The sequence below is a fragment of the Gottfriedia luciferensis genome (assembly GCF_001712755.1).
In the GTDB taxonomy this organism is placed as follows: Bacteria; Bacillota; Bacilli; order Bacillales; family Bacillaceae_G; genus Gottfriedia; species Gottfriedia luciferensis_B.
Genome location: NZ_MDKC01000035.1, coordinates 1 through 25,718 on the forward strand (window position 1 = coordinate 1; position 25,718 = coordinate 25,718).

Annotated in this window: 26 protein-coding genes; 9 read left to right on the forward strand and 17 right to left on the reverse strand. The window is 31.3% G+C overall.

Annotated features, from left to right (window positions below; all coding sequences use genetic code 11):
- Window positions 1-504: 504 nt before the first annotated feature.
- From BED47_RS19425 to BED47_RS19435, 3 genes are all read right to left on the reverse strand, one after another.
- Window positions 505-810, reverse strand: coding sequence for a hypothetical protein (locus tag BED47_RS19425; RefSeq protein ID WP_069035006.1), 306 nt, complete (start codon window positions 808-810; stop codon window positions 505-507).
- A gap of 199 nt (window positions 811-1,009) precedes the next feature.
- Complete coding sequence (locus BED47_RS19430; protein WP_139116375.1) at window positions 1,010-1,600, reverse strand: hypothetical protein; 591 nt, start codon at window positions 1,598-1,600, stop codon at window positions 1,010-1,012.
- Window positions 1,601-1,725: 125 nt separating this feature from the next.
- Window positions 1,726-2,538: a hypothetical protein gene (locus BED47_RS19435; protein WP_069035008.1), complete on the reverse strand. Its 813-nt coding sequence runs from the start codon at window positions 2,536-2,538 to the stop codon at window positions 1,726-1,728.
- Window positions 2,539-3,258: 720 nt separating this feature from the next.
- On the opposite strand from BED47_RS19435, the gene BED47_RS19440 reads away from it, so the two are divergent.
- Together BED47_RS19440 and BED47_RS19445 are read left to right on the forward strand one after the other, a co-directional pair.
- Window positions 3,259-4,173: an LCP family protein gene (locus BED47_RS19440; RefSeq protein WP_069035009.1), complete on the forward strand. Its 915-nt coding sequence runs from the start codon at window positions 3,259-3,261 to the stop codon at window positions 4,171-4,173.
- 440 nt (window positions 4,174-4,613) lie between these two features.
- A complete protein-coding gene (locus BED47_RS19445; protein WP_069035010.1) occupies window positions 4,614-6,320 on the forward strand; it encodes a hypothetical protein in 1,707 nt (568 codons plus the stop codon).
- Between the two features lie 71 nt (window positions 6,321-6,391).
- On the opposite strand, the gene BED47_RS19450 is transcribed toward BED47_RS19445, so the two are convergent.
- From BED47_RS19450 to BED47_RS19485, 7 genes are all read right to left on the reverse strand, one after another.
- Window positions 6,392-6,961 (reverse strand): hypothetical protein, encoded by a 570-nt coding sequence (locus BED47_RS19450; RefSeq protein ID WP_069035011.1) that lies wholly within the window; start codon window positions 6,959-6,961, stop codon window positions 6,392-6,394.
- A 218-nt stretch (window positions 6,962-7,179) separates the two neighbouring features.
- Window positions 7,180-7,659 carry an ankyrin repeat domain-containing protein gene (locus BED47_RS19455; RefSeq protein ID WP_069035012.1) on the reverse strand — a complete coding sequence of 160 codons (480 nt, stop codon included), beginning with the start codon at window positions 7,657-7,659 and terminating at the stop codon, window positions 7,180-7,182.
- A 96-nt stretch (window positions 7,660-7,755) separates the two neighbouring features.
- A complete protein-coding gene (locus BED47_RS19460; protein WP_069035013.1) occupies window positions 7,756-8,592 on the reverse strand; it encodes an aldo/keto reductase in 837 nt (278 codons plus the stop codon).
- 328 nt (window positions 8,593-8,920) lie between these two features.
- Window positions 8,921-9,397, reverse strand: coding sequence for a GNAT family N-acetyltransferase (locus BED47_RS19465; protein WP_069035014.1), 477 nt, complete (start codon window positions 9,395-9,397; stop codon window positions 8,921-8,923).
- A gap of 454 nt (window positions 9,398-9,851) precedes the next feature.
- Window positions 9,852-10,328 (reverse strand): hypothetical protein, encoded by a 477-nt coding sequence (locus BED47_RS19470; protein WP_069035015.1) that lies wholly within the window; start codon window positions 10,326-10,328, stop codon window positions 9,852-9,854.
- A 205-nt stretch (window positions 10,329-10,533) separates the two neighbouring features.
- Window positions 10,534-10,881 (reverse strand): DUF6054 family protein, encoded by a 348-nt coding sequence (locus tag BED47_RS19480; protein WP_069035017.1) that lies wholly within the window; start codon window positions 10,879-10,881, stop codon window positions 10,534-10,536.
- A gap of 244 nt (window positions 10,882-11,125) precedes the next feature.
- A complete protein-coding gene (locus BED47_RS19485) occupies window positions 11,126-11,611 on the reverse strand; it encodes a hypothetical protein (protein ID WP_139116376.1) in 486 nt (161 codons plus the stop codon).
- Between the two features lie 356 nt (window positions 11,612-11,967).
- On the opposite strand from BED47_RS19485, the gene BED47_RS19490 reads away from it, so the two are divergent.
- The gene (locus BED47_RS19490; protein ID WP_069035019.1) at window positions 11,968-12,693 is read left to right on the forward strand and encodes a YwaF family protein; all 726 of its coding nucleotides are present in this window, start codon (window positions 11,968-11,970) and stop codon (window positions 12,691-12,693) included.
- A 304-nt stretch (window positions 12,694-12,997) separates the two neighbouring features.
- Here BED47_RS19490 and BED47_RS19495 read toward each other — a convergent pair whose 3' ends face one another.
- Both BED47_RS19495 and BED47_RS19500 read right to left on the reverse strand, forming a co-directional pair.
- Window positions 12,998-13,576 carry a dihydrofolate reductase family protein gene (locus BED47_RS19495; RefSeq protein WP_069035020.1) on the reverse strand — a complete coding sequence of 193 codons (579 nt, stop codon included), beginning with the start codon at window positions 13,574-13,576 and terminating at the stop codon, window positions 12,998-13,000.
- A 268-nt stretch (window positions 13,577-13,844) separates the two neighbouring features.
- The gene (locus BED47_RS19500) at window positions 13,845-14,258 is read right to left on the reverse strand and encodes a VOC family protein (protein WP_254664630.1); all 414 of its coding nucleotides are present in this window, start codon (window positions 14,256-14,258) and stop codon (window positions 13,845-13,847) included.
- 445 nt (window positions 14,259-14,703) lie between these two features.
- On the opposite strand from BED47_RS19500, the gene BED47_RS19505 reads away from it, so the two are divergent.
- From BED47_RS19505 to BED47_RS19525, 5 genes are all read left to right on the forward strand, one after another.
- A complete protein-coding gene (locus tag BED47_RS19505) occupies window positions 14,704-15,219 on the forward strand; it encodes a DUF421 domain-containing protein (protein ID WP_069035022.1) in 516 nt (171 codons plus the stop codon).
- Window positions 15,220-16,701: 1,482 nt separating this feature from the next.
- Window positions 16,702-18,099 carry a tetratricopeptide repeat protein gene (locus BED47_RS19510; protein ID WP_139116377.1) on the forward strand — a complete coding sequence of 466 codons (1,398 nt, stop codon included), beginning with the start codon at window positions 16,702-16,704 and terminating at the stop codon, window positions 18,097-18,099.
- Window positions 18,100-18,304: 205 nt separating this feature from the next.
- Window positions 18,305-19,489: a COG4705 family protein gene (locus tag BED47_RS19515; protein WP_025568716.1), complete on the forward strand. Its 1,185-nt coding sequence runs from the start codon at window positions 18,305-18,307 to the stop codon at window positions 19,487-19,489.
- Window positions 19,490-19,661: 172 nt separating this feature from the next.
- Window positions 19,662-20,147 carry a DUF2975 domain-containing protein gene (locus tag BED47_RS19520; protein ID WP_069035024.1) on the forward strand — a complete coding sequence of 162 codons (486 nt, stop codon included), beginning with the start codon at window positions 19,662-19,664 and terminating at the stop codon, window positions 20,145-20,147.
- 10 nt (window positions 20,148-20,157) lie between these two features.
- On the forward strand, window positions 20,158-20,376 hold the full coding sequence (locus BED47_RS19525) for a helix-turn-helix domain-containing protein (protein ID WP_025568714.1): 219 nt from the start codon (window positions 20,158-20,160) through the stop codon (window positions 20,374-20,376).
- A 98-nt stretch (window positions 20,377-20,474) separates the two neighbouring features.
- On the opposite strand, the gene BED47_RS19530 is transcribed toward BED47_RS19525, so the two are convergent.
- The 5 genes from BED47_RS19530 to BED47_RS19550 all read right to left on the reverse strand — a co-directional run bounded on the left by BED47_RS19530 (window position 20,475) and on the right by BED47_RS19550 (window position 24,175).
- Complete coding sequence (locus BED47_RS19530) at window positions 20,475-20,933, reverse strand: GNAT family N-acetyltransferase (RefSeq protein ID WP_069035025.1); 459 nt, start codon at window positions 20,931-20,933, stop codon at window positions 20,475-20,477.
- A gap of 152 nt (window positions 20,934-21,085) precedes the next feature.
- On the reverse strand, window positions 21,086-21,982 hold the full coding sequence (locus BED47_RS19535) for a LysR family transcriptional regulator (RefSeq protein ID WP_069035026.1): 897 nt from the start codon (window positions 21,980-21,982) through the stop codon (window positions 21,086-21,088).
- 425 nt (window positions 21,983-22,407) lie between these two features.
- A complete protein-coding gene (locus tag BED47_RS19540; RefSeq protein ID WP_025568711.1) occupies window positions 22,408-22,869 on the reverse strand; it encodes a GNAT family N-acetyltransferase in 462 nt (153 codons plus the stop codon).
- Between the two features lie 144 nt (window positions 22,870-23,013).
- Entirely contained in the window at window positions 23,014-23,211 is a 198-nt protein-coding gene (locus tag BED47_RS19545) for a helix-turn-helix domain-containing protein (RefSeq protein WP_025568710.1), read from the reverse strand.
- 157 nt (window positions 23,212-23,368) lie between these two features.
- Complete coding sequence (locus BED47_RS19550) at window positions 23,369-24,175, reverse strand: protein phosphatase 2C domain-containing protein (protein ID WP_069035027.1); 807 nt, start codon at window positions 24,173-24,175, stop codon at window positions 23,369-23,371.
- Window positions 24,176-24,438: 263 nt separating this feature from the next.
- On the opposite strand from BED47_RS19550, the gene BED47_RS19555 reads away from it, so the two are divergent.
- Entirely contained in the window at window positions 24,439-25,551 is a 1,113-nt protein-coding gene (locus BED47_RS19555) for a zinc dependent phospholipase C family protein (protein WP_069035028.1), read from the forward strand.
- Window positions 25,552-25,718: the final 167 nt, after the last annotated feature.

A 25,718-nucleotide genomic window follows, 5' to 3' on the forward strand; every position in this document is an offset into this window, starting at 1 on the left:
TATATTTTACCTTACAAGATTATAAATATATTACACCTATTATTTTTTCATTATTATTTTCTGTTTTATTGGGATTAAAAATAATAATTGATTAGCTAAGAAAATAGTAAATAAAACTTTTTCTTGATTCTTTTTACAATCTAAATTATATGATGTAAATCTGTCTAAAATAAAGTTGAACAAAATATTAATAAAAAGAATTAATATTAGCATGACAAAACATATAGCCAATATAGCTATTATTATATTTGATCGTGACCACTCAATATTATAAAAACCCTTAATTTCTATGAATAATAGAAAAATGATCCCGAATAATAGAGAAAAGTTCATAAAAAACATTGGTTTTGAATTCATAATACTAACCTCTCAATTTCAGTTCTTGTGGTTTATTAAGTTATGTTAGGCAATAAAATGTAGCGATATTTAATCTATTTAAACTGAACTAAAATGATTAATTATTATACTTAATTGTCTTTTCTATTTGTTCTTCTGTAATTCCCATTAATCCATCTCAATACTAATTGAATCTTCATTACTGAGATTGATCGAATAGATTTCATTAAACAAGTCTTTCTTATCACTTGAGTAAATATAGGTAAAATTTAGTGGTGTACCTTCCCCTACTCCAAGACTATATGACCCATTAATAGGAAGAAATGTATTTGATATTGGTATACTTATAACTTCATTAGTTAGATATGATTTACTTTTCTTATTAAAAAACATTATTGGTCCTGTCAATAAACTTAGTAAATAGAATGAGACAATGATAAATAAAATAATAAATAATATTTTTCTTATATTCATTTTTCTAGCCTAAATTTACTCTCCTAGTATTTTAGTAAACGGTTACGAAATTAACTTAACATCTTAAAAGGTAAATTGTAACACTTTGTCATTTTTGTGAACTATTTTACATTTTTTCACATAACATAAAACTTGATACAACACGAAGAGCCCCAGCGAAATCTGGGCCATTTGTAATTAAACAAAGTGGCAATGTTTTCTATTTAGGCCGTTTAATCTGGATCTTTGTCTTTATATATTCAGTATGAGGTTTATCTCTCTTATCAACCCAGCTTACTTTTATAGAAATCTCATTTAATTTCGCTATAGCGTCTTCGAATGTCTCTTCAGGGAATAAGTTAAAACTTCTACCTGCAGAAATACCTCCTGGAGATTTAATAGATGGAGAGATTGTAAAATCCTTAGAAACTGCTTTATCTGAAAAAGATTTTTTCATTAAAATGTTCGTAATCAACAAATCGGGAGTATACAATACTTCATAAGCATTAATTGGTAATTGGCCTGAGACGATGACATTTTTCATGTAAGTTTTTGGTTTTGAAACTCTAACATCAATCTCTATTCTTCCCTCAGCAGATTGATAAGTTTCAGCTTCAACTTGAAAGTTTTTACTATCTGATAAGAATTCATATGAATTTTTCTTCAAAATATCTGCCGATTCAACTTTCATCGTATCGTCACCATTTTCCTTTGTTGGAGAAGTTTTTTCTGCAGTGGTTGGTATAGAAACAGGTTTCGATTCTAAAGCTTCTATTTTTTCACAAGCTGTGAAAATCGAGATAGTTAACACTGTAACAATTACTATAAATAGTTTTTTCATTTTATAAGAACGGAATAGGGTCCCCCCTATTCCTCTCCTTCTTTTTTTAGTTTTTGCCCTATATAAAGATCACCATTATAAATTAAAAGTTAGATTTAGCTTGCAAATTCAGGTGTCTTATAATAGTTGTATCCTTTATACCAGTTTGTCCAAGCTCGATCAGAAATAGCTTTATTATTTTTGTAGTTAGTTGAATAAGCAATTTTAAACGCAGAGTATCCTCTAGATGGTACATAATCAACGTTTACAGATCTAGTTTCATTATACTTTTTTGAACGATAAGTATTTAAAGCATGTTTAAATGTTTCCTCTTGTTCTGCAGTATAGTAAGTTCCCCAGCTCTTACTAGTTTTGTAGACTTGGCCATTTTTTTCTGTGTAGCGGTATGATTTAAATGTTTGTACAGACGCCCCAGCAGTTTTATCAACTGAATCTAGCGCAAGTGATAATCCATCTTGAATAAAACCGCCAACAGTACCCACTAGTTTTCCTACAATATACATACTCACGTTCCATATTGAATTCGCAGTAGCACCACTCTTTTTCTCAACAAAATAAAGACTTCCGCTAACAGGATATTGGTATGTCGTAACCCTTGTTGTTCCCGGTTCAACCGCTATCGCTTTTGGTGTAACAACTGCATTTGTAGTAATTGATGTAGCTGAAGATGCTTTTAATTTCGCCTTTGATTCTTGTACATGAGAAGTGTCATAATACACGACAGACTGTACTGGTTTTTCCAGTTTGTACCCCTCTTTTTTAATGTAATTCAATTGTGCATTTTCCTTTTTAGCCGAATCGATTTTATATTGAACTGGGCTTGCTGCAAATGTCGGTGATGTTACACATAAAATCCCTGCTGTCAGTATGGCTACTCCTAACTTCTTAAATCCTAAGTACTTTTTCATGTTACCTCCCCTTTCTCCGTGTCCTTACTAAATCAGTTAGAAATTTCCTTAAATGAAGTAATCTTTTTCATTCGTAACTACTAGTTTTTTAGTAAACGTTTACGGAATTAGCTTAACATTTTAAAGGTAAATTTTACTAAAACTCATTGTCATTTTTGTGAACGTTATCACATTATATTCTACGGCTGCGTTTTCTCCTATTGAAACCCATGAAAATTTAACACCTATGATTCTATTAACATGCATTATTCCTATATTTTATATAATCTTCACAAAAGTACTTTTAAAAGTAAAAATGTGTAACGTTTTACTAAAACATTCACAAAAATTCCACTAAATTCATTCCCAAGATTACTATAATTAAAAACATTATATATTACATAAAGAGGTGATCGATTTGATAGATAAGGTTTTCTAATTAATTCAAAATATAATAAAGAGGTTACTTAAATGAAAAATATTTTTGTTTTTGCAATCGCTTCACCTATCATATTTTATCTTTTAACAATAATACTTGTTTTACTAAACTTTGATGAATTAAACTCGTTCTTGATTACTCTATCCTTATATTTAGGCGTAATAATTGGACTTTTATACAAAATTTATAAAAATATAAAATAGTTTAACCTACTAATTTTTGGCCAGTTTGAAGTAGTTAATTTGAAATGAGTGTAAGAGCCGCGCAAGTTCAAGGAGGGAGCTGTAAGGTAACGGAAAACTATGAATAGAAATCCTAAGAAAAAGAAAAGTCTTTTATTAAAATTAAGTTTAATCCTACTCATACTTATATCAGGGACGCTTTGTTATGGATTCTATCAATATAAAAAAGGAACCCAGTTAGGACAACAAAACGTTAATAAAAAAACTATAAAATTCAATTCTACTAAAATACCTAATAAAACTAACATCCTATTGTTGGGAGAAGATGCTCGTAAAAAAGGTGACAGCTCTCGTACGGATTCAATTATGATCTTACAATATAATAAAAAACACGAAGCAAAGTTAGTTTCAATTATGAGGGATAGTTATGTTTCAATTCCGGGATATGGAAAACATAAGATTAACGCAGCTTATTCTTTCGGAGGGGCTGAACTTCTACGGCAAACGATTCAACAAAATTTTGGAATCGAAATTGAGTATTATGCAATAATAGATTTCAAAGGTTTTGAAGAAATGATTGATGAAATTGCCCCAAAGGGAGTAACAATTAATGTAGAAAAACCAATGGAAAGTCATATCGGAGTCAGTCTTCAATCTGGGGTTCAACAATTAAATGGAAAAGAGCTTTTAGGTTATGCAAGATTTAGACATGATGCTAAAGGTGATTTCGATCGAGTTGTTAGACAACAAAAAGTACTGGAAGCTATTAAATCGCAAGTACTTACTATTAAAGGAATTGCAAGTTTGCCTAAAACGTTAGGTGTGATTCAGCCTTACATACAAACCAACATGTCAACAATGGACTTATTAAAAATAAGTTCTGATTACATAGTTAAGGGTAAAGACAAAGATGTAGAGACATTGAGAATTCCTGTAAACAAAGCTTTCACTCCAAAAAGATATGAAAAAGCCGGTGAAGTTTTGGAACTAGATCTTGAAAAAAATAAAGAGGCTTTGGAGTGGTTTTTAAATTAATAAAAGGACGCAAAATGCGTCCTTTTAAGTAAATAAACATTAAAAACTTTTATCTTACTGTCTCCAATTTAGTATAACTCAAATTCTTCCCAAAAAATCCCTTAAGCTCCCCAGCAAATTCCTGAAACACAGGATACTCATAATACATAAAATCATTATGCTTACCATCAATTATATACAACTCTTTAGGCTCCGCTGCCGCCTCAAAAAACTGAATCGACTCATCAACCTGATGTAAAAGATTATCCTTATTACTTTTAAAAGTTTCATAGATTAATTAACTCTATTTCTGCTGCCTTAGTTTTCCACATGTATTTAAGAATAAATCACTCATTCCTGCTCCCTTAGAAGTATTTAACAGTGGCTATCTATAAGTATTTCCAATAAAATTAAAATATCGTTAGAAATGTAAACTTACAACTAGATATCGGAGGAATATTGTGTCAAATTATAAATCTCAATTGAAACGTATCGTCGAAGGATTAAAACATACAGATCCTGCTATTCGACATGATGCAATTTTTGAATTAATTGAACTATCAGAAGTAGACAACCTACAATTTAATTTATTAACTTTAGAATGGTTAGCAAAAGAAGCAGCTTATCCATATCCAACATCATTTAAGGTATGGGATGAACCTAGTTACCATCTAATCAATTTCATCTCTCATTTCGAAATACCTGAACTAACAGAGGCCTTAATAAAATATTACCCTGAATATAGTAAGGCTGCTAAAGAAGAGGTATTCAGGTACATAACCTCTTTTGACGGAGAAGAATATGAACTAGCAATCTTGGAATTAATTGAACAAGATATTCAAAACAAACAAGTTGTCTTACCATTAGATATTTTATATGCCAACCCTGGCATCATTATTAAACTATTAGAAAAACATTCTCAATTATTTGAAGTGGAAGAATATAAAACTACTTTTTATCGATTGTTGTCATACTGTTTAGATAAAAATTATCTAGACCGTTTCAAAACAAAATACATCGGACCATTGTTATTAGTAGATTATCAAAAGCAAGTAGAGGAATTTCTTCCTTATCAAAATGATTATGATATTAAGTTTGTGTATGGCTCTTGGAAAGAAACCTATTTACAAATCCGTTCAACTATGTCGATCTATCTATCTTTAATGGAGTATTACTTTAACGATGAGATGACACCTTTTATTAAAGAAGCAATGTCATTTACTGACCCGTTTATTCGAACGAACGCAATTATTGCCGCTCTTCAACGTGACATTGACGTACCTGAAGATCTACTGTTGGAATGTGCAACAAATATTGAATCCACAGAATACTTTTATTGGGAAATACTCAGAATTCGAAAAGAACACTTATTCCCTATTAAAGAGAAAAAACAAGAATACTTCGCTAAAAGTCACTTGTTTCTATATATCGTGCAAGAACATGATTTTGTACCTGAAACAATCGAGTTAATTAAACATCTTGATATTGAAAATTCATATAACCAACCAATCCGTTATTATTTAGCTTCCGTTTCACATGATGATCAAGTGATTCCAGCATGGGTAGGAGCTTATGCTCTTGAGGAAGAAGATGACTCTGTTCATATGTGGGATGGGACTTATTTAGAAGATGGACAGTTCAATGAAAAATCAATCGAAGAACATGTACAACTATTTATGGACAAAAGAGCGAACGAAAAAGAAGAAGATGCTTCAATTGTATACTACGAAGGGAAACCAAAAATAAGTAAATGGTTCTACGCTTGGTATGTCCTACTAGCTTTTAGAGGATATCAAGCATTCTCCACAATGGACCCTGTATACATCACTTTAACATCTTTACTTGCAGTTTTAATCGTTTCATACCATATTTATAAAACCAAACTATTAAAAAATAAAATCGAAATCGTCGGCAATGTTGTCCGATATACCGATAAGGATGCTCACTCTCAAATTTTATTAGAAGACATAAAAAAAATCACAATTCAAAAATCTAACATGAAAACAAGAATGCTTGATCGACGTTCAAAAGTTGTAGCTATTTACAACAAGCAAAATAAAGTTGCACTAGAATTCCCATTGGAATGTGTATCTTACGATGAATTTGCGTTTGTAGTAGATGAGTTGACGGATCATTTAAAGGAACAACCGCATATTCAGCAGCAATAATTTATTAAACAAAAAATGCCTGTATCCACGATTACCATGTAATCAATGATACAGGCTTTTTATTTTATTATTTAATTTAAAAATGCTTCAGTTCTTTCTAGTCTCCATTTCCCATCAATATATAGATAATAAAAATCTACGCTGCGTTTATCTTCTTTTTTAATTGGCATTATGTAGATTTCTAGTATCCTACCTTCTGCAAGGCCATTAACTTCAACTTTACCCCAGCCATGCATTTTACTAGTTTGATAAATTCCTTCAACTTTTCCTTTTGTTTTCATTCTTTCTTGGTATAAATTTAGCGACCGCTTCGTTAATTCAGTTTTTGTTTCATTTGTAAAATAAACTATATTTTCGATTGGCTCATAAATATTAAGCGAAACTAATAAAAAGATCCCTAGTAAGGCTATTGTTTTTAAAGCAGCTTGAAAAGAAGACGCCACTGTTTTATTAAAGTATTTTCCTATCATCAAAAAATAAAGAACATATGATAAACAAAGAACTAAAATTCGAAGTTCAAAGATAAATATTGAAGTGAATAGACATCCAAAAACAAATGATAAAGTTTCAGGTATGCCATAGCAAATAACTACTACCACAGTTAATAAAAATGGAGCATAGTACAATAATTTTATTTTCATAATTAACCTCTAAAATATGTTAATGAAAAACGTGTTGTTATAAAAATAATTGTACCATTTTGAATAAAACTTTTATTCCTTCAATAGTAGGGTATTTTATGCAGAACTATTCTTCCATATAGATAAAAAGAGCCAATTGCTCGGCTCATAGTTTTGTTCAAGTAATCCTACATCTGGACTTATAAACTAATTACATTCTCTTGTGGATTTATTATTTTTCACTTCATTAAAATCTCTATTAATTTATCGTCTCCAACCTGTTTTGCAAAATCCAATGGAGATCTACTTGCATTATTTTTCGTAGTCGTATCAGGATTATATTGCATAAAGAGCTCTACCATTTCATAATACTTTCCCTTGCAATTAAAAACAGCAGTCCACATCGCATTATTTCCATATTTATTACGAACGTTAATATCTCCACCACTTTGAAGTATTTCTTTGGCAACATCTATATTTGGATAGTCACATATTAAATGAAGTACCGTATTTCCTTCTTTATTAATTCCGTTCACATTTATGCCTTGTTTAATTAGAAATAAGGCTATTTCAAAGTTTTCACCTGCAATAGCTTTTGCTAATAAATCAGTACTGAATTCATCTTTTTTAATAATATCATCAGAAATAAATTTAGTTTTAAATGATTCATAATCTCCAAATCTAGCTAATGTAGTAATATCTGCTTTTTTAGTAGGCATTTAGTTTCTTCCTTTTCAAAGATTGCTTTTTTAATTATAACATCGCATAAAACAAAACAGGGAAATCTCAAACGAGACTCCCCTAAAATTACAAACTTAAAACCCAACTCTCATCGTATCAGGATGTGAACCTGCTCGACTATCTTGGTTTAATGAATCAATGTTTTCCATGTCTTCTTGTGTTAATTCAAAGTCAAAAATATTTGCGTTTTCTACGATGCGGTGTTCTTTGATTGATTTTGGAATTGTAACTACATCATGTTGTAAGTCCCATCTTAAGATGACTTGTGCTACTGATTTATTATATTTTTGAGCAATTTTTGTTAAAACTGGCTCTTCTAAAAGCTGACCTTGTTTTAAAGGTGACCATGCTTCCATTTGAATTCCTTCATTTTTACAGAAAGCTAATAGCTCTTTTTGAGTTAAATGTGGATGGAATTCTACTTGGTTAACCATTGGTTTAATTTCGCAATCGCTCATTAAGTCTTGTAAATGGTGAATTTGGAAGTTACTTACACCAATTGCACGGACACGTCCGTCTTTATATAATTTTTCAAGTGCCTTCCAAGTATCTTTATATTTGTCAACACCAGGCCAGTGGATGAGATAAAGATCTAAATAATCTAGCCCTAATAAATTCAGACTCGTTTCGAAAGCTTGTAAAGTAGTTTCATAACCTTGGTCTGAATTCCAAACTTTACTCGTTACAAACAATTCTTCGCGAGCAATACCTGATTCTTTAATGGCCTGACCAACGCCTTCTTCATTTTTGTAGATTGCTGCAGTATCAATGCTTATATAGCCATTTCGGATCGCAGCTTTTACGGATTCAACAACTTCTTCTCCTTCAGAAACTTTGAAAACTCCTAAGCCTAATCGTGGCATTTTTACTCCATTATGTAATGTTACTGTTTCTTTTAAATTTGTTAGCATCTAAATGACCTCCAATTTTTTTATTTTATACAAGCTGCAAAGATTTTTTGGCAGCACGTACCTTTTCCATATATTGAATTGCATTGTCTGTAACTTGATCATAGTCTCCATTTTTAGCAGGTGCAATTAATTTGCCTCCTCCCCCTACTGCTACACTTCCATTTCGGATCCATTCTTCGATATTGTTTAAATCTACTCCTATTTAACGTAAAAAAAAGATATAGTTCTGTTTGTTTAGAATCTAATCCTTGGCTACGATTTATGTAAAAAATGTAGGGCGTGACTAATTAACTAAAAATAGAGATACCGTTACGGGCGTCTCTTTTGCTTAACTTAAACGAAACTCCATTTTTCTATTTTTTGTTGCCATTCCAATAGACTCATAAAAATGGATCGCATTTTGATTGCTCTCTGAAACACCTAATTCAATACTATCAACGTTTAAATCCTTCGCGAAATCAAGAACAGATTGCATGAGTTTTCTCCCAATTCCCTTTTTCCTACTCGCATCATCAACACATAAACTATTAACAAGTAAGATCTTCCTTGCATTAACAAATGAGTTTTCAGGTATTTCGTCTACCTTCAAAACTGCCACGCCTACTATTACAGGACCTAGAGTTGCCACCAGAATATGCTGTTTACTATCTTTTAGTTGGTTATTGAATTCCTCTTCATCTACTGGAGTTGAGTTTTCTTTGTATAGGTCTGGTCGTTCAAAAACGTGTAAATCGTGAACCTGTCTAAATAAAGATAATAACGACTCGTAGTCTTTTTGATTGGCATTTCGGATGGAAATCTCCATGCAGTTTCACCTCTTTGGTTGTTTTAACTTTGCCGTAATTTATAAATGTGAACTTTAAAAACAAATAGATCAGTTGAATAGACTTCAATCTATTTCTGTTTGTTCATCTCAGACTTAATCTTCAGGATCTTCTTTTAGAATCCAGGGAATATTAGCTTATATCGTTTACAGTTGGCTTAAAATACTTTGTAACTTCAAGGTAATTTTTACAATATAAGCAGTTACAAACTTCCATTTCTTTATTATAAAATTCTCGTGTTCGATCAATATCAACTTCGATTAGCCATTTTCCTATTCTTATCTGAGGCAGCATAATAATCTCCATCCTGCTAATACTTTTCTTTCAGTACGAATATCCCATTTTACTACTTTGTTGTAATGATCATTTAAATAGAAAATATGATTTCTCAATATACCTCATTTTTAATTCTTACACACTTGTTGAACTTCAGTTTTAAAAAACATTTTGTATTGGTAAATTTTCGGATTCAAATATCGCGATAATTGACTTAGTTGAAACAGACTTAGGAATATTAAATTTAAGATTTTTTCCGTTGATTAATGTCATTTTAACACTCCCATTATCTTCCCAACCTGAATGAAATGTTGGATGATTGTTTATTTGAATTGACTTTAAACTATTTAGATCAATTTTAAAATTAGATTTTTTAGCTAATAAGGAATCTGGATTAATTTCTATTTCTTTATCCATATTTGCTTCAAAGACTGAACGTTTTTTTGCAAAAACTTTCTTTCTAAAAAAGGAAAATACCAGCCCTAATATAAAATGCTGTTCTTCAACTGCATTTTCTACATAAAATTGTCCACCTAGTTTTACAAAAATAAGACTAGCTCCTTTTACATATACCTTATAATACTTATCTGAGGTAAATATTCTAGGCTTAATTAAATAAATCGGTTTTTCATGCATAAACCTTCCCCTAATCTGGTATGAAATACTATGCTTTTTATTTCAGTTGGTATTAAAATTTTAAAAAGTAGCGTTATAGAAACGGTACTAAAATTATCAAAAATAACACTCTTTCATAATGATTATTATAAAGATTTTATAAATGAAGGGGTGCTTAAAATAAAAAGATCCGCTGTAGCAGCAAGAAAACTACCCACTACAAAGATTAATTATCCTCAATTACATCCAATATATTAGTCGCCAACTTTAGTCTTATCGGTTTGATAAAACTTTTCCCTGCTCCCCAACCAAAATCAAATATTCCTTCGCCATTACCTGAGGAAATGCACTTAACATACGTAACACCACTAAAGTTGTCAATTGTAACCGTCAAAGTAGCTGTACTATTGTTTCTGAAAAAGAATTTTTGAAAAACTAGAATAACAACTTCTTTCTCATCAGCAACTTTATTATCCTGAAAAATCAAATTAGATTTTAAATCTAAGTCCTCTAAAATAAGTTGAGTTGCTTGATTTGGATTAATATTTACAGTGAATTCTAAGTAATGTTTCATTTCTTACATTATCCTCCTTATAATGTGATATATAAGAATACATCCTAAATTAATTTACTTTAATTCTATCAATAATTTCTTTTAATTTTCCAAAGCAAATTATCCTATTTAATTGAAGATACTGCTCAATAATAAAAAAGCCGCTATTCCGCAGCTTTTTTATTATTACACATGAGGTAGTAGATAGGTCCACTTGATCTTTTTAGTTTAAGTCTCAAAGGCGTCAGAGAAACTATTTAGTTTATTAGACCGAAATGATACCTCCTGGTGGGACTGGAATTGATGGTCCAGTTTTTTCAATTTCTGCATCAACAAACAACGCATGGGGGAAAGTCGCCCCTGCATTGTTAAAAGCCAAATCCGGTCCAGAGCCAAATATTCTTCCAGCTATTACTTCCACACTAAGTTTGTTTTTCTTCTCATTCCGGTCAATATCGCCCCAAAATGTAAAACGCCATGTTCCGAAAGCTGGAGGAGATGATGGACCAGTGACAACGATGAGGAGTGTATGCTGAGGGAGAACATTTACTGTCCAGTTACCAAATGCTGGGGATGATATTTCTGGGTTTTGAACGCCGGCAGGTACCCCAGGAGCGGAAAATTCTACAACGAAATTAGCTTTAAGCGTTTTTGAACTTGGATTTTTGAAATAGATGTTGATCATATCATTGCTATCTGGCGCTTGGTTATCAACAGGCACATGAAATACACCAGTTGTAATTGCCTTCACTATTTTATCACATCCCATCCTTCATTCTCACCACACTCTTCGGATGAACTTACTTCTAAGAAATTTTCTTCAAAGTTGTTAGTCAATTAATTTCTTCCTTTCTATCAATAATATTAGATTAGGGACATCTATAAATAATATGTAAAAAGAGAAAAAACTGCTTGTACACAAATCTATGAAACTACCTTTTTTATATGAATCCTTTATTAAATATTTAATGTACTTTAATGTAAAAAAAATGCTCCTATTAGGCACTACTTTGGTAATTGAAACGTTAAATCCTGTATAGAACTGGTAGAGTTTGCCCCAAACTAAAATTATTACATAAAAATCAAATCAATTAATGGGGTATTAAGTTGGAAAGATTTTTTCAATTTCATTCAAAATTGGGTCCGTTTCACCTTTTTTCATTAGATCATCTAATAACGATCGGAATTATTTTGATTCTCAGTGTTCTTCTATTTGTCTTTAGAAAACAGATTCAGGACTCGGGGAAAAAACGACTTTTTCGTTTTTCTTTAGCATTTCTCTTATTGGCTTCTGAGATTTTTTTTCATATGTGGCTTGTGTATGAGAATGCTTGGTCGCTTAAAACAGGTTTGCCACTTGAACTTAGTGATATTACTGTCATTCTGGGAATTATAATGCTTCTGACAAATAGCTATAGAGTGTTTCAATTCATGTATTTTGCCGGTTTAGCCAGTTCCATTCAAGCCATCTTGACACCTGATCTTGGCCATTATTCGTTTCCACATTTTCGATATTTCGAGTTTTTTGTTTCGCACGGAGGAGTGGTGCTTGCCTGTTTGATTTTGCTGGTAGCCAGCAAATATCGACCGACCATACCATCTATGTGGGTGACCGTTCTCATTGTTAACCTTTATGCAGCTTGCGTATTTTTCATTAATAAGTCGCTGAAAACTAACTTCATGTATCTCATGAAAAAGCCCGAAAATACTTCCCTATTAGATTATCTAGGACCTTGGCCATGGTATCTTCTCTCGGCAGAATTGGTAATGATTGTGAGCTTTTACATTTTGTATAGTCCTTTTTGGTTAAAAAGGAAAATGCAAAGAAATTAATTAAAGTTCTTTACATATGTTTTGAAGATTTAAGGAAAAAGCCAATCCCTAGTTTGGGATTGGCTTTTTTGTATGTCGATTATCTCAATTAATTTAATAAATTTTTGTACCCATCCATGAATACATGACCTGCAAAATAAAAAAATATGATTGCTGCTATAAAAGAAAAGTATTTTTGGACCTACTAGATGGTCTGATTTCTAAGTTAATAATGCAGTAACTTATTGTTGTTTGCTGGAAGTTTGTACAATAAAAAACAACTAATGTTTTCATTAGTTGCTCCAGTTTTCATTGCTTATATAACTTACGATTTTAAAATATTATATGTAAGGCCAATTGCACCAGAATTAAATGTTTTGTTTTCCACAAGTGAGAGGTTGCGTCTATATTCCGAGGCCTTAAACAAAGGTAGACCACTTCCTATAATAACTGGTGAAATAGTAATTTTAATGACATCAATTAAATCAAGTTCCATAAGAGCATGTGCAAACCTAGGGCTTCCTAAAATAATGATATCTCTACCTGGCTGTTTTTTTATATTTTTAATTTCTTCCTCAATATTTTCTTTTACTAATTTTGTATTATTCCATTCAGCTTTTTCAAGTGTAGTAGAAAAAACAACCTTTGATGTCTCTTCTATCCATTTAGCATGTTCAATTTCATATTCTGATGCTTCTGGGTTAGAAGGTACTGATGTCCAATAATTTTCCATCATTTGATATGTTCCTCTTCCCCATAACACTGTGTCTACAGTACTTAAAATTTCTCTAGCATGCTTTTCTAATTCTTCATTGTAAGATACCCATCCAATATCCATTTGACCGTTTGGTCCTTCTACAAAACCATCTAAAGAAGAATGTAAAAATAAAATAACATTTCTCATAAAATCCTCCTTGTACTAAGTTATAGTTATTTTCTTTATTTATGTAAACAAGGAATTTCTAACTGTTTTTATTGTTTAGAAGATAGTTTTCTTCTTAAATCATTTTCTTATATTCTTCACTTGGAAAAAACTAATATCAGGTTTTTCATGTCAAATCTTTGATAATTTCCCCATTTCTAAATTAATCAATACTATCAATCAGACATTAAAAAACAACGACAAAATTGTCGATCATGTTCTTCCTAACTCACCCGATAGTTTTTAAAATTTATTTGATTTTCTCCGCCAACTCTAAAATAATTCCTTCTGGGCCACGAACGTAGCATAACTTATAGCTTTCTTCATATTGCTGTATTTCACTAAATATTTCCGTGCCCTTCTCTTTCAATTTTGCAATAATAGCTTCAATATCTTCAACAGCAAAGCAAATATGTCGGATACCTAGTGTATTTGCAAGAGGTTTCTGTATATCTTTATCATCTGACGGTGTATAAAATTTGACTAGCTCGATCCATGCCTCACCATCTGGCATCCCCATTCCTACACATGCCGTTTTCACATTATTAAGCCCAACTATTCTGTCCAACATTTCTCCATCCAATTCCCATTCCGCTTTCACATCAAGTCCAAGGTCAATAAAAAACGCTTTAGCCTCTGAAAGATCGTTTACGTTTATACTCACATGATCTATTCTATTAATCACCCTATCTCATACCTCCTATGTACCTGTTATTTTCAATATCTGTATTGGTGTAAGGTTTGTTTGAAATTACAATTCGCTTAAAACAGAAAATATCCTTCTCAACAAACCTGCCTCCTTTATCTCAATTAAAAAACCAACTTTTCAGCCGATTGTGTTTTTCAACCAAAGCATTGCGTTAGTTTAATTAGAAATTATATTTAGATTAGAGAATTTATTGAACCTAGATGTAGCTTTAACAGTAATACATGTGATACTTATCGTGATTTTTTATCTGCTTCATCATGTGGATATTTATGAGGGATATTAATTTCCTTATTCATATAAAAAAAGCAGCATTTGCTGTTCTTATCCAAGATGAAGACTACCTTTTTTAATGAAAATTCTTTAATTCACTTTGGAAAATTAAGTTTAAAAGGATGATAATATGCAACTAGATATTGTTTGGAAAGCAATGCTAATTGTTTTTATGGGAACTTTTTTATTAAAAATAGCTGGAAGAAACTCTATTTCCAAATTAACAATCTCTGAAATTGTTTTAATGAGTACAATTGGCCCATTACTAAGTCGTCCAATTGAAAATAAGAGTATTTGGACTAGTTTAGGTGTTGCTTCTATTCTTATTCTGATTGTAATTGTATTTCAGTTTCTAAAAATAAAATATAAATCAATCGAATTATTACTAACTGGTAGATCAATCGTTATTATAGATGATGGAAACTTAAATTTAGAAAACATGAAAAAAATACGACTTACAACTGAAAATTTAATAATGCGTCTACACCAGTTAGGAATAACTTCAATTGAAGATGTAGCATGGGCTACTTTAGAAACTAATGGGCAAATAGGATATAAATTGAAGCCAAACTTACAACCTGCAACTAAACAAGACATTCAAAATTTAGTAAGATTAATTGAAACAAAAATTCCCGAGTCAAAGTGAATTTATTAAATTTTAAGCAAATTTTCACATACGAAAGGCGTGTAACTTAAACAATTAAATTTAAATCTACATATTTTATCATGTAATATTTTCTTTACCCAAAACACTTATTTTTTTAAGGGAAGCTCTTTATCTAGAGTTTCTCTCTTTTTTATTTTTTGCTGAACTAACGCATGTCTTAGTTGGGTAAAAAAAGAGAATCCTCCAGAAAGGGATTCTCTACTTTGGGTTAATTTATATATTGGGCAAAGGCAAACAAGCTTGTAAAAAGAGAGAAACTCACAGAATAAGTTTCTCTAAAAAATAGGTGATATTGGTAAAAAATTAAAACAAGAAATGTAATATTATTATATAGAAATTAATATCAATTGTTTTAGTTATACGCCTTTTTATTTGGAAAATTATGTAAATTTTATTTTAGTTGTATATTGACTTGTTAACGTCGTGCATGTCATGTTCTGTTCTAGTTTACATAAACACTCGTTATCGGCAATAAAAAAGGATTTTCATATAATGAAAATCCTTTTTTATTTATAACTTTCTACTTGAAATCCTAGTGGATAAAAATTACCTTACCTTTTATTATTTGATAGTTAAACTTGTCCAAATTCAACATCAATATATTAATATGTCTAAATGTAAAATCTTGCATATCGCTTTTGTCCCACTCTATTAATTTTTTTATATTATATAATATTTATTTCTAAATTAAATTGAAGATATTAAAGCAAAAAAAAGAGCTACAAAATTAAAATCCTTTTTGCTGCTTATTCAATTACAATGGGAGTACAATAAAAACTTCCATTCACTGTTGTGAATCTGAGGATTCATGTTTGGCTAACGCATGCTTTTGTTGAATTAATATATCGTGGAATCTTTTAAAGAAAATATAAATTTATAGAAGCGAGTGGTGAGATTGAACGCTAATATATTAATGGAATGGGAACAAAAGCACGATGCAAAAAATAGAACTATTAATGGATTTTGGGAATGCTTTAGGAAATGGCGAGAGGAAAAAAAGTAATACTACTTGGATACATTTAAAGGAAAGTTGTACTAAGAATTCATTCAAGTTAAAGAATGGTCTATTGAATTAAAGCATAGTTTTTCAAGGATTGAAGCGTTTGTGTTTTTTACTGTATATATTTATTACTTTGATAAAGAGAATGCCTGCTAAATACTAGCAATTGATCTATGTATTAGTTATATAATTTGATCGATTGTTTTAATTTTAAAATAAACGCGTTTAGACTCTCGTGTTTCATTAAGATAAAGATTTAAAAATTAACATTATCTTATATTTCCTCTTTATAAATTCAATTCGTTTTTGAGACTATGTAACTAGCTTAGTAATCCACTATGAAGCATATAATCAAAACGGTGATTCTGATGGTTACAAAATTATAAAGGAGAAGGCTGTTCTTTCTGGAGGAAATCTTCTTGCATTTATAAGCTATTCTTTTGTTCGAATTGATAAATTCAATGAAAGAGGTGAGTGCAATAAAATCATTTTTAAAACTAATCTCCATTTTGACTTTTGGTTTGGTTTTAGGTGGATGTAGCTCTTTGGCAGTTTATTACAATAATAAAGGATATAAAGAAGAACAACAGGGGAAGTATGACGCGGCGATTTCCCATTTAAACAAGGCAATAAAAAATGATCCTAATTTATGGGAAGCTTATAACAATCGCGGGCTATCGTATAATCACAAAAAAATGTACGATAAAGCAATTGCCGATTATAGTAAGGCGATTGAATTGAATCCGAAAAAATATAAGCCATATAGCAACCGCGGGCTTGCCTACTACAATCAGCATATGTATGATCAGGCCATTGCCGATTACAACAAGGCCATTGAGTTGAATTCAAAAGATTACATTTTATATTACAATCGAGGGCTTGCCTACTACGATCAGCAGATGTATGATCAGGCTATTTCCGATTACAACAAAGCCATTGATTTAAATCCGAAAGATTATTTGTCATATAACAATCGAGGGCTTACTTTTTACGATCAGCAGATGTATGATCAAGCCATTTCTGACTTAAACCAGTCTATAAAATTAAAACCTGATTATGCAACATCATATAGTAATCTTGGGCTTGTCTATCTGGATAAACAAATGTACGATGTGGCTATTTCTGATTTTGATAAAGCTATTGAATTAAATCCGAAACATTATAAGGCCTATAACAATCGCGGGCTTGCCTATTACTATAAACACATGTATGATCAAGCAGTTTCCGATTATAACAAGGCCATTGGCTTGAATGCAAAATTTTACCTGGCCTATAACAACCGGGGGCTTGTCTTTTACAATAAGCAAATGTATAAACAGGCCATTTCTGATTACAACAAAGCCATTGATTTAAATCAAAAAGACTACCTGGTATATGACAACCGGGGGCTTGCTTATTATCATATGCAGATGTTCGATCAGGCCATTTCTGATTACAGCAAGGCCATCGATTTAAATCAAAAAGATTACCTCGTATATAACGACCGCGGGCTTGCCTATCAAAGCAAGCAGATGTATGATCAGGCCATTGCTGATTACACCAATGCCATTGATTTGAACCCGAAAGATTACCAAGTTTTTGACAACCGTGGGTATGCCTATCTCAGTAAGCAGATGTACGATCAAGCCATTGCCGATTTCAACAAGGCGATTGGTTTGAATTCAAAAGATTACCTCGTATATGACGATCGCGGGCTTGCCTATTACTATAAGGAGATGTACGATCAAGCCATTGCCGATTTCAGCAAGTCAATTGAATTAAATCCCCAATTTAAACTTGCATACAGTGATCGCGGAAATGCATACCTTAAAAAAGGCATGAACAAAGAAGCGACACAGGATTTTAATAAAGCAAAGTAATCTTTATTTATTCAATAATAAAAGGAGTAGGAATTTGACCTACTCCTTTACTTTGTTCTCAATTTTTTTGCACTAAACCAAAATAATGTAAAGAAGATATCTATTTCTAAAAATAAATTGTTCAATTGTCCAGTTTTTCATTTTCCTTTCATTATTATGTGTGATTATACAAATGTACTTTAATTCAATAGAAAGGAATTCAATTATGGAGACAAAACAAAAGACAATAAATACTATGCTTAACAAGGTACCAGAAGTTACAATATTTTTCTGGATTATTAAAGTTCTATGTACAACTGTTGGTGAAACATTTGCTGATTTCTTGAATTTTAACGTTGGTTTAGGTTTAGGACTTACAACAGTCCTTATGGGTGTTGCATTTTTTATCTCTTTATTTTTTCAATTCAAGGCAAAGAAATATGTTCCAAGTATTTATTGGATCACTGTTGTACTAATAAGTGTATTCGGTACATTGGTAACTGATAATTTGACTGACGCGATTGGCGTACCTCTTGAAACAAGTACGATTGTATTCTCCGCGCTACTTGCATTAACGTTTCTATTTTGGTTTCTTAGTGAAAAAACACTTTCTATCCATTCAATTTTCACAAGAAAAAGAGAAATATTTTATTGGTTAGCGATTCTTTTTACTTTTGCACTAGGTACTGCTGTTGGGGATTTATATTCTGAACAACTTGGACTAGGGTATTTTAAAACTGGTGTAACAGTTATTGTGATCATACTTTGTGTATTCTTAGCCTGGAAGTTTTTAAAACTTGATGGAATGTTAGGGTTCTGGATTGCATACATTCTTACACGTCCACTTGGAGCATCACTAGGAGATTATTTATCACAACCAAAAGTGAATGGTGGTTTAGGTTTAGGAACAACAAGTACAAGTATCATTTTTCTGGTCGCAATTTTAGGAATCATTGTTTTCCTTGCTGTTTCAAAAATTGATATTTCATTATATATTGAAAAAATAGATGAAAATAAAACTAAAAATAATATAATGACACAAACTATTTTAGCACTGTGTATTTTCTTAGCTGTTGGTATTGGCGGTTATATTAAATTATCATCCAATACTGGTTCTACTGAAACAACATTATCTGGTCAATTAACAGATTTTGCAACAATAGAAAATAAAATGTTGTCGGATGTGAACTCAAAGAATTTTAATTTAGCTAAAAAAGATGCTGACAATTTGGAACATCAATGGGATACTTCAGAGGCTAAACTTAGAAAAATAGATAGTACTTCGTGGACTAAAATTGATGGTACGATTGACGTTGTATTAGCAGCGGCTCGTACATCAACCCCAGATGTAAATAAATGTAAAACGGCAATTAATCATTCTCTTGATGTAATAAACGCTACAAATAAATAAAATAATGATTAAGGAAAAAGCATTTCTTGTATGAGAAATGTTTTTTCTTTTTGTCAAAACGATTGCATATTCAATAACAATAATAATATAATAAAAAACAACAGAAATTTATTGTAAAACGATAAATAATATGTTAAATTCATATTGTCATTATATAAGTGAGGTACTAAATATGAATGGTAAAAGAAGTTCAACTACTTTCTTAAAGGCAATTATTTTTCTCGCTGGAATTGCAGTGCTTGCTTTATGTATATTTTTGGTACCCCATTTTGCGAATTTCGCAGCAAAAATGTATCCAAATATTGCAGCAATGAAATATCTCGTTTTCATCGTTTTGTATGGAGCTGCTGTGCCTTTTTATATTGCTCTTTTTCAGGCTTTCAATCTTTTACGGTACATTGACGACAACACAGCGTTCTCGGAATTATCTGTAAAGGCGTTAAAAAACATAAAGTACTGTGCGGTTGCAATTAGTGTTATCTATGTATTAGGTATGCCACTCTTTCATTTTATAGCGAAGAAAGTTGACCCTCCTATTGGATTTTTAGGACTGATCATCATTTTTGCTTCGTTGGTTATCGCCGTTTTTGCTGCTATCCTCCAACAGCTTCTACAAGAAGCAATTAACATAAAATCAGAAAATGATTTAACGGTCTGAGGTGGATGGTATGGCAATAATTATTAATATCGATGTGATGTTAGCAAAACGAAAAATGAGCGTAACGGAGCTTTCAGAAAAAGTTGGGATTACGATGGCGAATCTCTCCATTTTGAAAAATGGAAAAGCAAAAGCGGTTCGTTTTTCAACATTAGAAGCAATCTGTAAGACATTGGATTGTCAGCCAGGTGATATTTTGGAGTACAAAATCGACGAAGACACTCAATAAAAACATACAAGAAAATTATTTAACTAACTGGAATCAATAGAGAATTTAAGGGATAGCTTAATTGCTATCCCTTCTATACGTTTTTCAATAATGAACATTTACGGATGCTTTATATCTAATACTACTGCCATTTCTTTCCCAAATCGATCGCCTTGATCAATGAATCCTAGACTTGAATATAAATTATGTGCTCCTAGGTTTTCAGGGTGATATCCTACAACAATTCTTTTGGCACTTGTTTGTTTAATCATCTCATCGATCATTAACTGTGTAGCAATTTTGCCAAGTCCTTTTTGTTGAAAATTCTTATCTACCATTATTCTATATATCCAATAGCCATCCAGCTCTTCTTCAATCGTATTAAACATTAAAAATCCTACCGTTTTACCTTCAAAATCAATAGCAAACGGCTTTAGTGAAGGTTCAAATTTCGATTGAGCAATAGAGATTGCATTCGGTTCGATGTGACTCTTTTGTTCCTCAGATACCTCTAGTAGACAGCATTCATACCAATTTTCTGCATTTAGTTCCACAAGTTCTACGTTTCTGTTCTGCATAGTTTCTCCTTTGTTACAATTATTTGAGCCAATTTACTCTAATTCATAATTTTAACAAATTTTTCCAATATTTAATTGAGACGTTTATCCTAATTCATCTATTCTCTTCATTCAAAATAAATGTACATAGTAAACAAAAAAATAACCTCTCATCACTGAGTGGCTATTTCTTTAACAATTTCAATAAATTTTTTACTAATATTAGAAAGCTTTTTGTTTTTTGGATAGATTACCCATAAATCCTTTACAACGTATTCATTATTTTCTTTGTAAGGAATAGATTTTAAGTTTCCATTTAGAATGTACGGATGAAATTTAGCGCCTGACTCATGAGAATATACAAATACATTATATTCTCTAACAGCCTCTGTAAGTATATTCATACTGTTTGTCGTTACTCTTATTTTATTTTTATTTTCTTTAATTAATTTAGAATAATAATAATCAGAATAGATTGAATAGCACGCTGTATCCATTTCTAATACATCAGCTTTTGTTACGTAGTCAAGATGGTAGAGTGGAGAGTTTTTTCCTACAATAACGTGAACACGATCAGTCCGAATGATTTCATAGTTAATATTTTTTTCACTCTTTAGTATCTCTAAATCTTGAGGAAAAAAACAAAAATCATATTCAGTGTGTTTAATTGTTTCCATTATTAATGGTGGATCTTTTTCCTCGATTTCAATCGTTACATTTGGATGATCTTCTTTAATTCTGTTCAATGCTCGAAGAAGTACAGCTGCAAAAGTAGGAGCTGCTACTATTTTCAAATGAATCTTTTTATTATTTTTATAATCATACAACTCTTCATTTAACTTATTGATAATTTCTAACACTTCACTAGCTCTATTTATTAAAATCTTTCCTTCTTCTGTTGGAAATGTCCCTTTTCTTGAACGGTTAAAAATACTTATTCCCATTTCATGCTCTAATTGGGAGATCGATTGACTTAGTCCTGAACTTGTAATATGCAATTTTTCTGCAGCTTTAATGATTGATTTCTCGCTTGCAACTTTCACGATGTATTCCATTTGCTCGAAATTCATAAATTCTCCTCGAATAAGAGTATACACACTTATATTTTCTTTCAATTGAAGTTGTATACATTCTAGCACGAAAAAGTGGGACAATTCAAAAACGAATCATCTGTATACGCCTAAAGTGGGAGAATTCGTCTTCTACTCTTTTTGTTCAACTTTTGCATGCGTACGTTCAACAAAAATTAAAAAGAGAGAAACTCGTTGGTGAAAGAGTTTCTCTAAAATAATTGAATAATAGGTGATATTGGTAAAAAACAAAAACAAGAAAGTAATCTTACTCAATTATTATATAAAAATTAATTTTAATTGTTTTAGTTATACGCCTTTAATATGGAAAAATTTTACATTATTTATACAAATTCTCTTCAATATCTACTTTGATATAAAATTCCTTAAATAACTAAACTGCCATTATGTTGAAAAAAAACTCTTTATAAAAACAATTCCATTTCACTATCTTTTTTAGTAAAGCCCATTTTTTTATATAGTGGCCGTCCATCCTCTGAAGCATGCAGCCAAACTCGCTTAACTCCATTTTTTTTACATTCATAGATACATTTTTCAAGCAATTTTCTAGCTAATCCTTTACCACGAAACTCAGAGACTGTGTACATATTTAGAATATAAGCTTCAATCCCTTGTAAATTCTCTAAATAAGGTGGTCTTTTAAATAAGACCATCCCACTAATACTAACTGGTACTCCGTTATTTACTACCATAAAGGATATAAATTCATTTTTTGAAAGTGCAGTATTCAAATATTCCCTTGTTGAAGTTTCGATCAGTTTGTCCTCTTCATGAGACTTCAGTTCTCCCAGTTCATTTAAAAGCTTCAATCGTAAACTTATTACTTGCTCAATTTGTTCATGAGTTACTTTGATAATATTGAACAATTAGTCACTTCCTTTTTTCTGATTTTCTATAAGTAAGTAAAAATCTCCAAGCATTAATTTGAATGATATCTAGAATTGTATGTGCATCAAAGAAAAATGATTCAATAGGTCGTCAAATATTTAAATCCTTCTAACCAGCTCCCACTAAACTTTCTCAGAAAAATACTTATTCATCTTATATAAAAGGCTTTGTCTAGATATCCCAAGCTTTCTAGATGCTTTTGCATGCTGACCAAGTGAATCATCAAGAGCTTTTAATATGTACTTTCTCTCAATCTGATCTAAAATTTCTGGTAAAGGCAGATCGTTATTCACTGATTCAATTAAATTTTCATTCTTCATTTCACTATTTCTCTTGGAAAGTCCTCAATTACAGGAGTTTCACCGTTACATAAGACGACTGCACTTTCAATTGCAATTTCTAGATTATAAAGTATTACTTTTATATTTGTTATAATATTGATCCATAAAAAAAGATACCTAAATTTGGCATCTAAAATTAAAACCGAACAAATATCCCAGTCTTATCATCAGAATGAGTCTTACTTTTCAACTCTTCCATTTCTAATCCTTTTGAATAATCTTCCAAACCGATTTCCTTGATTAGCTTATATACATGCAGTAATTCAAACTTCGGATGAAATAAACCATCACTGATTAGTAAAACTGACTTTAAATTTTTAGTATCAATAGATCCCAATTGAATATAGTTTCCGACAGCTTCGGTTCCATTTGCAACTGAATAACCATCAACTGTATTAGCCATGCTTCGATTATAAATAAGTTGATTTTTAATAGACTGGTAGTATGATTCATCTGGTAAAATCAGCCCTTTTTTTCTATCCTTTTCACGCCTTTTTTTTGCCCTAATACTAATGTCCTTCACAGTATCTTTAGTCAGAGTTTTAATTTCCCCACTATGGTATTCTGCTAAAATCATACAATCCCCAAGTTGAGCAAAAGATACCTTTTGCTTATCAATTTTTATAATGGCAACGCATGTACACCACCGTTCCTCTGGACGGTTTATATCTATTTTATTTATTTTCATTTCTTCCATCAGTCTTCGATTTGCTAGAATAATTCCTTCAGATAAAGTCATTTCAGCCCTAAAATGATTTTTAAAATACTTCTTAAATAAATTTGAGGCAATATATGCACCATTCATGCCATCAGCATTTTTAAATGGAGTAATTGGTGTTGCTCCATCAAATACCCCATATACATTTATTTCGTTGTTTACTACCATTGCATCCTCGGACACATTTTTTGAAAGAGATATTCTAGCAGTAGTACTAATCTCCATATTTTAATCACCACCAAACAAATGAATTTGCAGGTCTTTAAATTAATATGGAACACAAAAAGGATTATGTACTTTTTCTATTTTAATTCTTAAAAATTTGGCTTTATTATCAAAGCTGTGTAGAAGCCGCTATTTCCATGATTGGCAATATTTCCAAAATTTAACAAATTTTCATACAAATGAAATATCTCGTTAACAAAAACTAATTATACTTATACATTGTTGCTTGTAAGACAACCAAATACAAAAAAAGAAGGTGTATCATGAAAAAACGTATTCAATCCAAAAAGCTATTATCATTAGTTGCAGGAAGTGCTCTCGCAATCACATCATTATTTGGCAATTATCAAACAGCATTTGCATGGTCTGACGAGGATGTTCATAATCAAGACCATAGTACACATCATTTCATCGTAAATGGAGGTGTCAAACTTATAGCTGATAATACGAATCCTGCAATCAACAAGCCTACTACACTGCTTAATCAGTTTAGAGATCGTTGGGAACAAGGCTTATACGATGCGGATCACATTAATCCTTTTTATGATACTGGCACATTTATGTCTCACTTCTATGATCCAGACACACAAACAAATTATACGGGAGTTTCTTATCCAACAGCTCGTCAATCAGGAGCGAAGTATTTTAATCTAGCATCGGATTACTATAAAAAAGGCGATTTTTACAATGCATTCTACTACTTTGGAGTGTCTTTACACTATTTTACAGATGTAACCCAGCCTCTACATGCTTCAAATATTTCCAATCTAGATCATAACGCACCCGGCTATCATTCGAAGTTTGAAAATTATGCGGAAAGTATTCAAAGTCAAATGACGGTGCCAGATTCAGGTTTATATAATTGGAATGCTTCGACTGATCCTGAAGCATGGATTCATCAAGCTGCGGTACAAGCAAAATCCGTTTTACCTCAAATTTGGAATGATACGATCATTAATTACTTCTGGCAAGCAGCTTACAGTAATTATTATTCTGCTATGTGGAAAAACGAGGTAAAAAATCCGACTCTTGTTCAGTTAAATCAAGCAGAACGAGAGACTGCTGGATTCATAGATATGTTTTTTCGCGTAAACGGTGTAGAAATGCCTGTGACGGTATATAAGGAAAATGCTTTTGGCGGTGCGTCAGAAATACTTGGATCCGGTAATTATGATTACGATCAGCTTGTAAAAGGGATTGGTAATGATACCATTTCTTCTATCCATATTGCACCAGGCTATCAAGTCACTTTATTTTCCGATGCAAATTATAAAGGAGCGTCGATTGTTCTTACAAATGATGTTAATGATTTAGGCAACTTTAATCATCAAGTTTCAAGCATAAAAATCGTGAAGATCTCAGCAATTTCTAAGTAATCTAAAGGCAACGGAAAAGCTGGAAGTTATAGATGTTCAAATGCAACTAGCACACTTTATACATAAGACTATTTAAAGGAATATAAAAAATTATTTAAAAATAGTATAGTCCTATCGGATAAGTCGTCATATAATAGTAAAGGTATTATTTATACGAAAAAAGTGAG

Bases quoted from the DNA above. Each gene is read 5' to 3' on its own strand.
- BED47_RS19465 (WP_069035014.1), bottom strand. From the start codon at position 9,397: ATGGAGATTTCCATCCGAAATGCCAATCAAAAAGACTACGAGTCGTTA.
- BED47_RS19495 (WP_069035020.1), bottom strand. From the start codon at position 13,576: ATGAGAAATGTTATTTTATTTTTACATTCTTCTTTAGATGGTTTTGTA.
- BED47_RS19530 (WP_069035025.1), bottom strand. From the start codon at position 20,933: ATGCAGAACAGAAACGTAGAACTTGTGGAACTAAATGCAGAAAATTGG.
- BED47_RS19450 (WP_069035011.1), bottom strand. From the start codon at position 6,961: ATGAAAATAAAATTATTGTACTATGCTCCATTTTTATTAACTGTGGTA.
- BED47_RS19460 (WP_069035013.1), bottom strand. From the start codon at position 8,592: ATGCTAACAAATTTAAAAGAAACAGTAACATTACATAATGGAGTAAAA.
- BED47_RS19505 (WP_069035022.1), top strand. From the start codon at position 14,704: ATGCAACTAGATATTGTTTGGAAAGCAATGCTAATTGTTTTTATGGGA.
- BED47_RS19550 (WP_069035027.1), bottom strand. From the start codon at position 24,175: ATGGAGATTAGTACTACTGCTAGAATATCTCTTTCAAAAAATGTGTCC.
- BED47_RS19520 (WP_069035024.1), top strand. From the start codon at position 19,662: ATGAATGGTAAAAGAAGTTCAACTACTTTCTTAAAGGCAATTATTTTT.
- BED47_RS19480 (WP_069035017.1), bottom strand. From the start codon at position 10,881: ATGAAACATTACTTAGAATTCACTGTAAATATTAATCCAAATCAAGCA.
- BED47_RS19545 (WP_025568710.1), bottom strand. From the start codon at position 23,211: ATGAAGAATGAAAATTTAATTGAATCAGTGAATAACGATCTGCCTTTA.
- BED47_RS19510 (WP_139116377.1), top strand. From the start codon at position 16,702: ATGAAAGAGGTGAGTGCAATAAAATCATTTTTAAAACTAATCTCCATT.
- BED47_RS19525 (WP_025568714.1), top strand. From the start codon at position 20,158: ATGGCAATAATTATTAATATCGATGTGATGTTAGCAAAACGAAAAATG.
- BED47_RS19440 (WP_069035009.1), top strand. From the start codon at position 3,259: ATGAATAGAAATCCTAAGAAAAAGAAAAGTCTTTTATTAAAATTAAGT.
- BED47_RS19470 (WP_069035015.1), bottom strand. From the start codon at position 10,328: ATGCATGAAAAACCGATTTATTTAATTAAGCCTAGAATATTTACCTCA.
- BED47_RS19435 (WP_069035008.1), bottom strand. From the start codon at position 2,538: ATGAAAAAGTACTTAGGATTTAAGAAGTTAGGAGTAGCCATACTGACA.
- BED47_RS19455 (WP_069035012.1), bottom strand. From the start codon at position 7,659: ATGCCTACTAAAAAAGCAGATATTACTACATTAGCTAGATTTGGAGAT.
- BED47_RS19535 (WP_069035026.1), bottom strand. From the start codon at position 21,982: ATGAATTTCGAGCAAATGGAATACATCGTGAAAGTTGCAAGCGAGAAA.
- BED47_RS19515 (WP_025568716.1), top strand. From the start codon at position 18,305: ATGGAGACAAAACAAAAGACAATAAATACTATGCTTAACAAGGTACCA.
- BED47_RS19425 (WP_069035006.1), bottom strand. From the start codon at position 810: ATGAATATAAGAAAAATATTATTTATTATTTTATTTATCATTGTCTCA.
- BED47_RS19555 (WP_069035028.1), top strand. From the start codon at position 24,439: ATGAAAAAACGTATTCAATCCAAAAAGCTATTATCATTAGTTGCAGGA.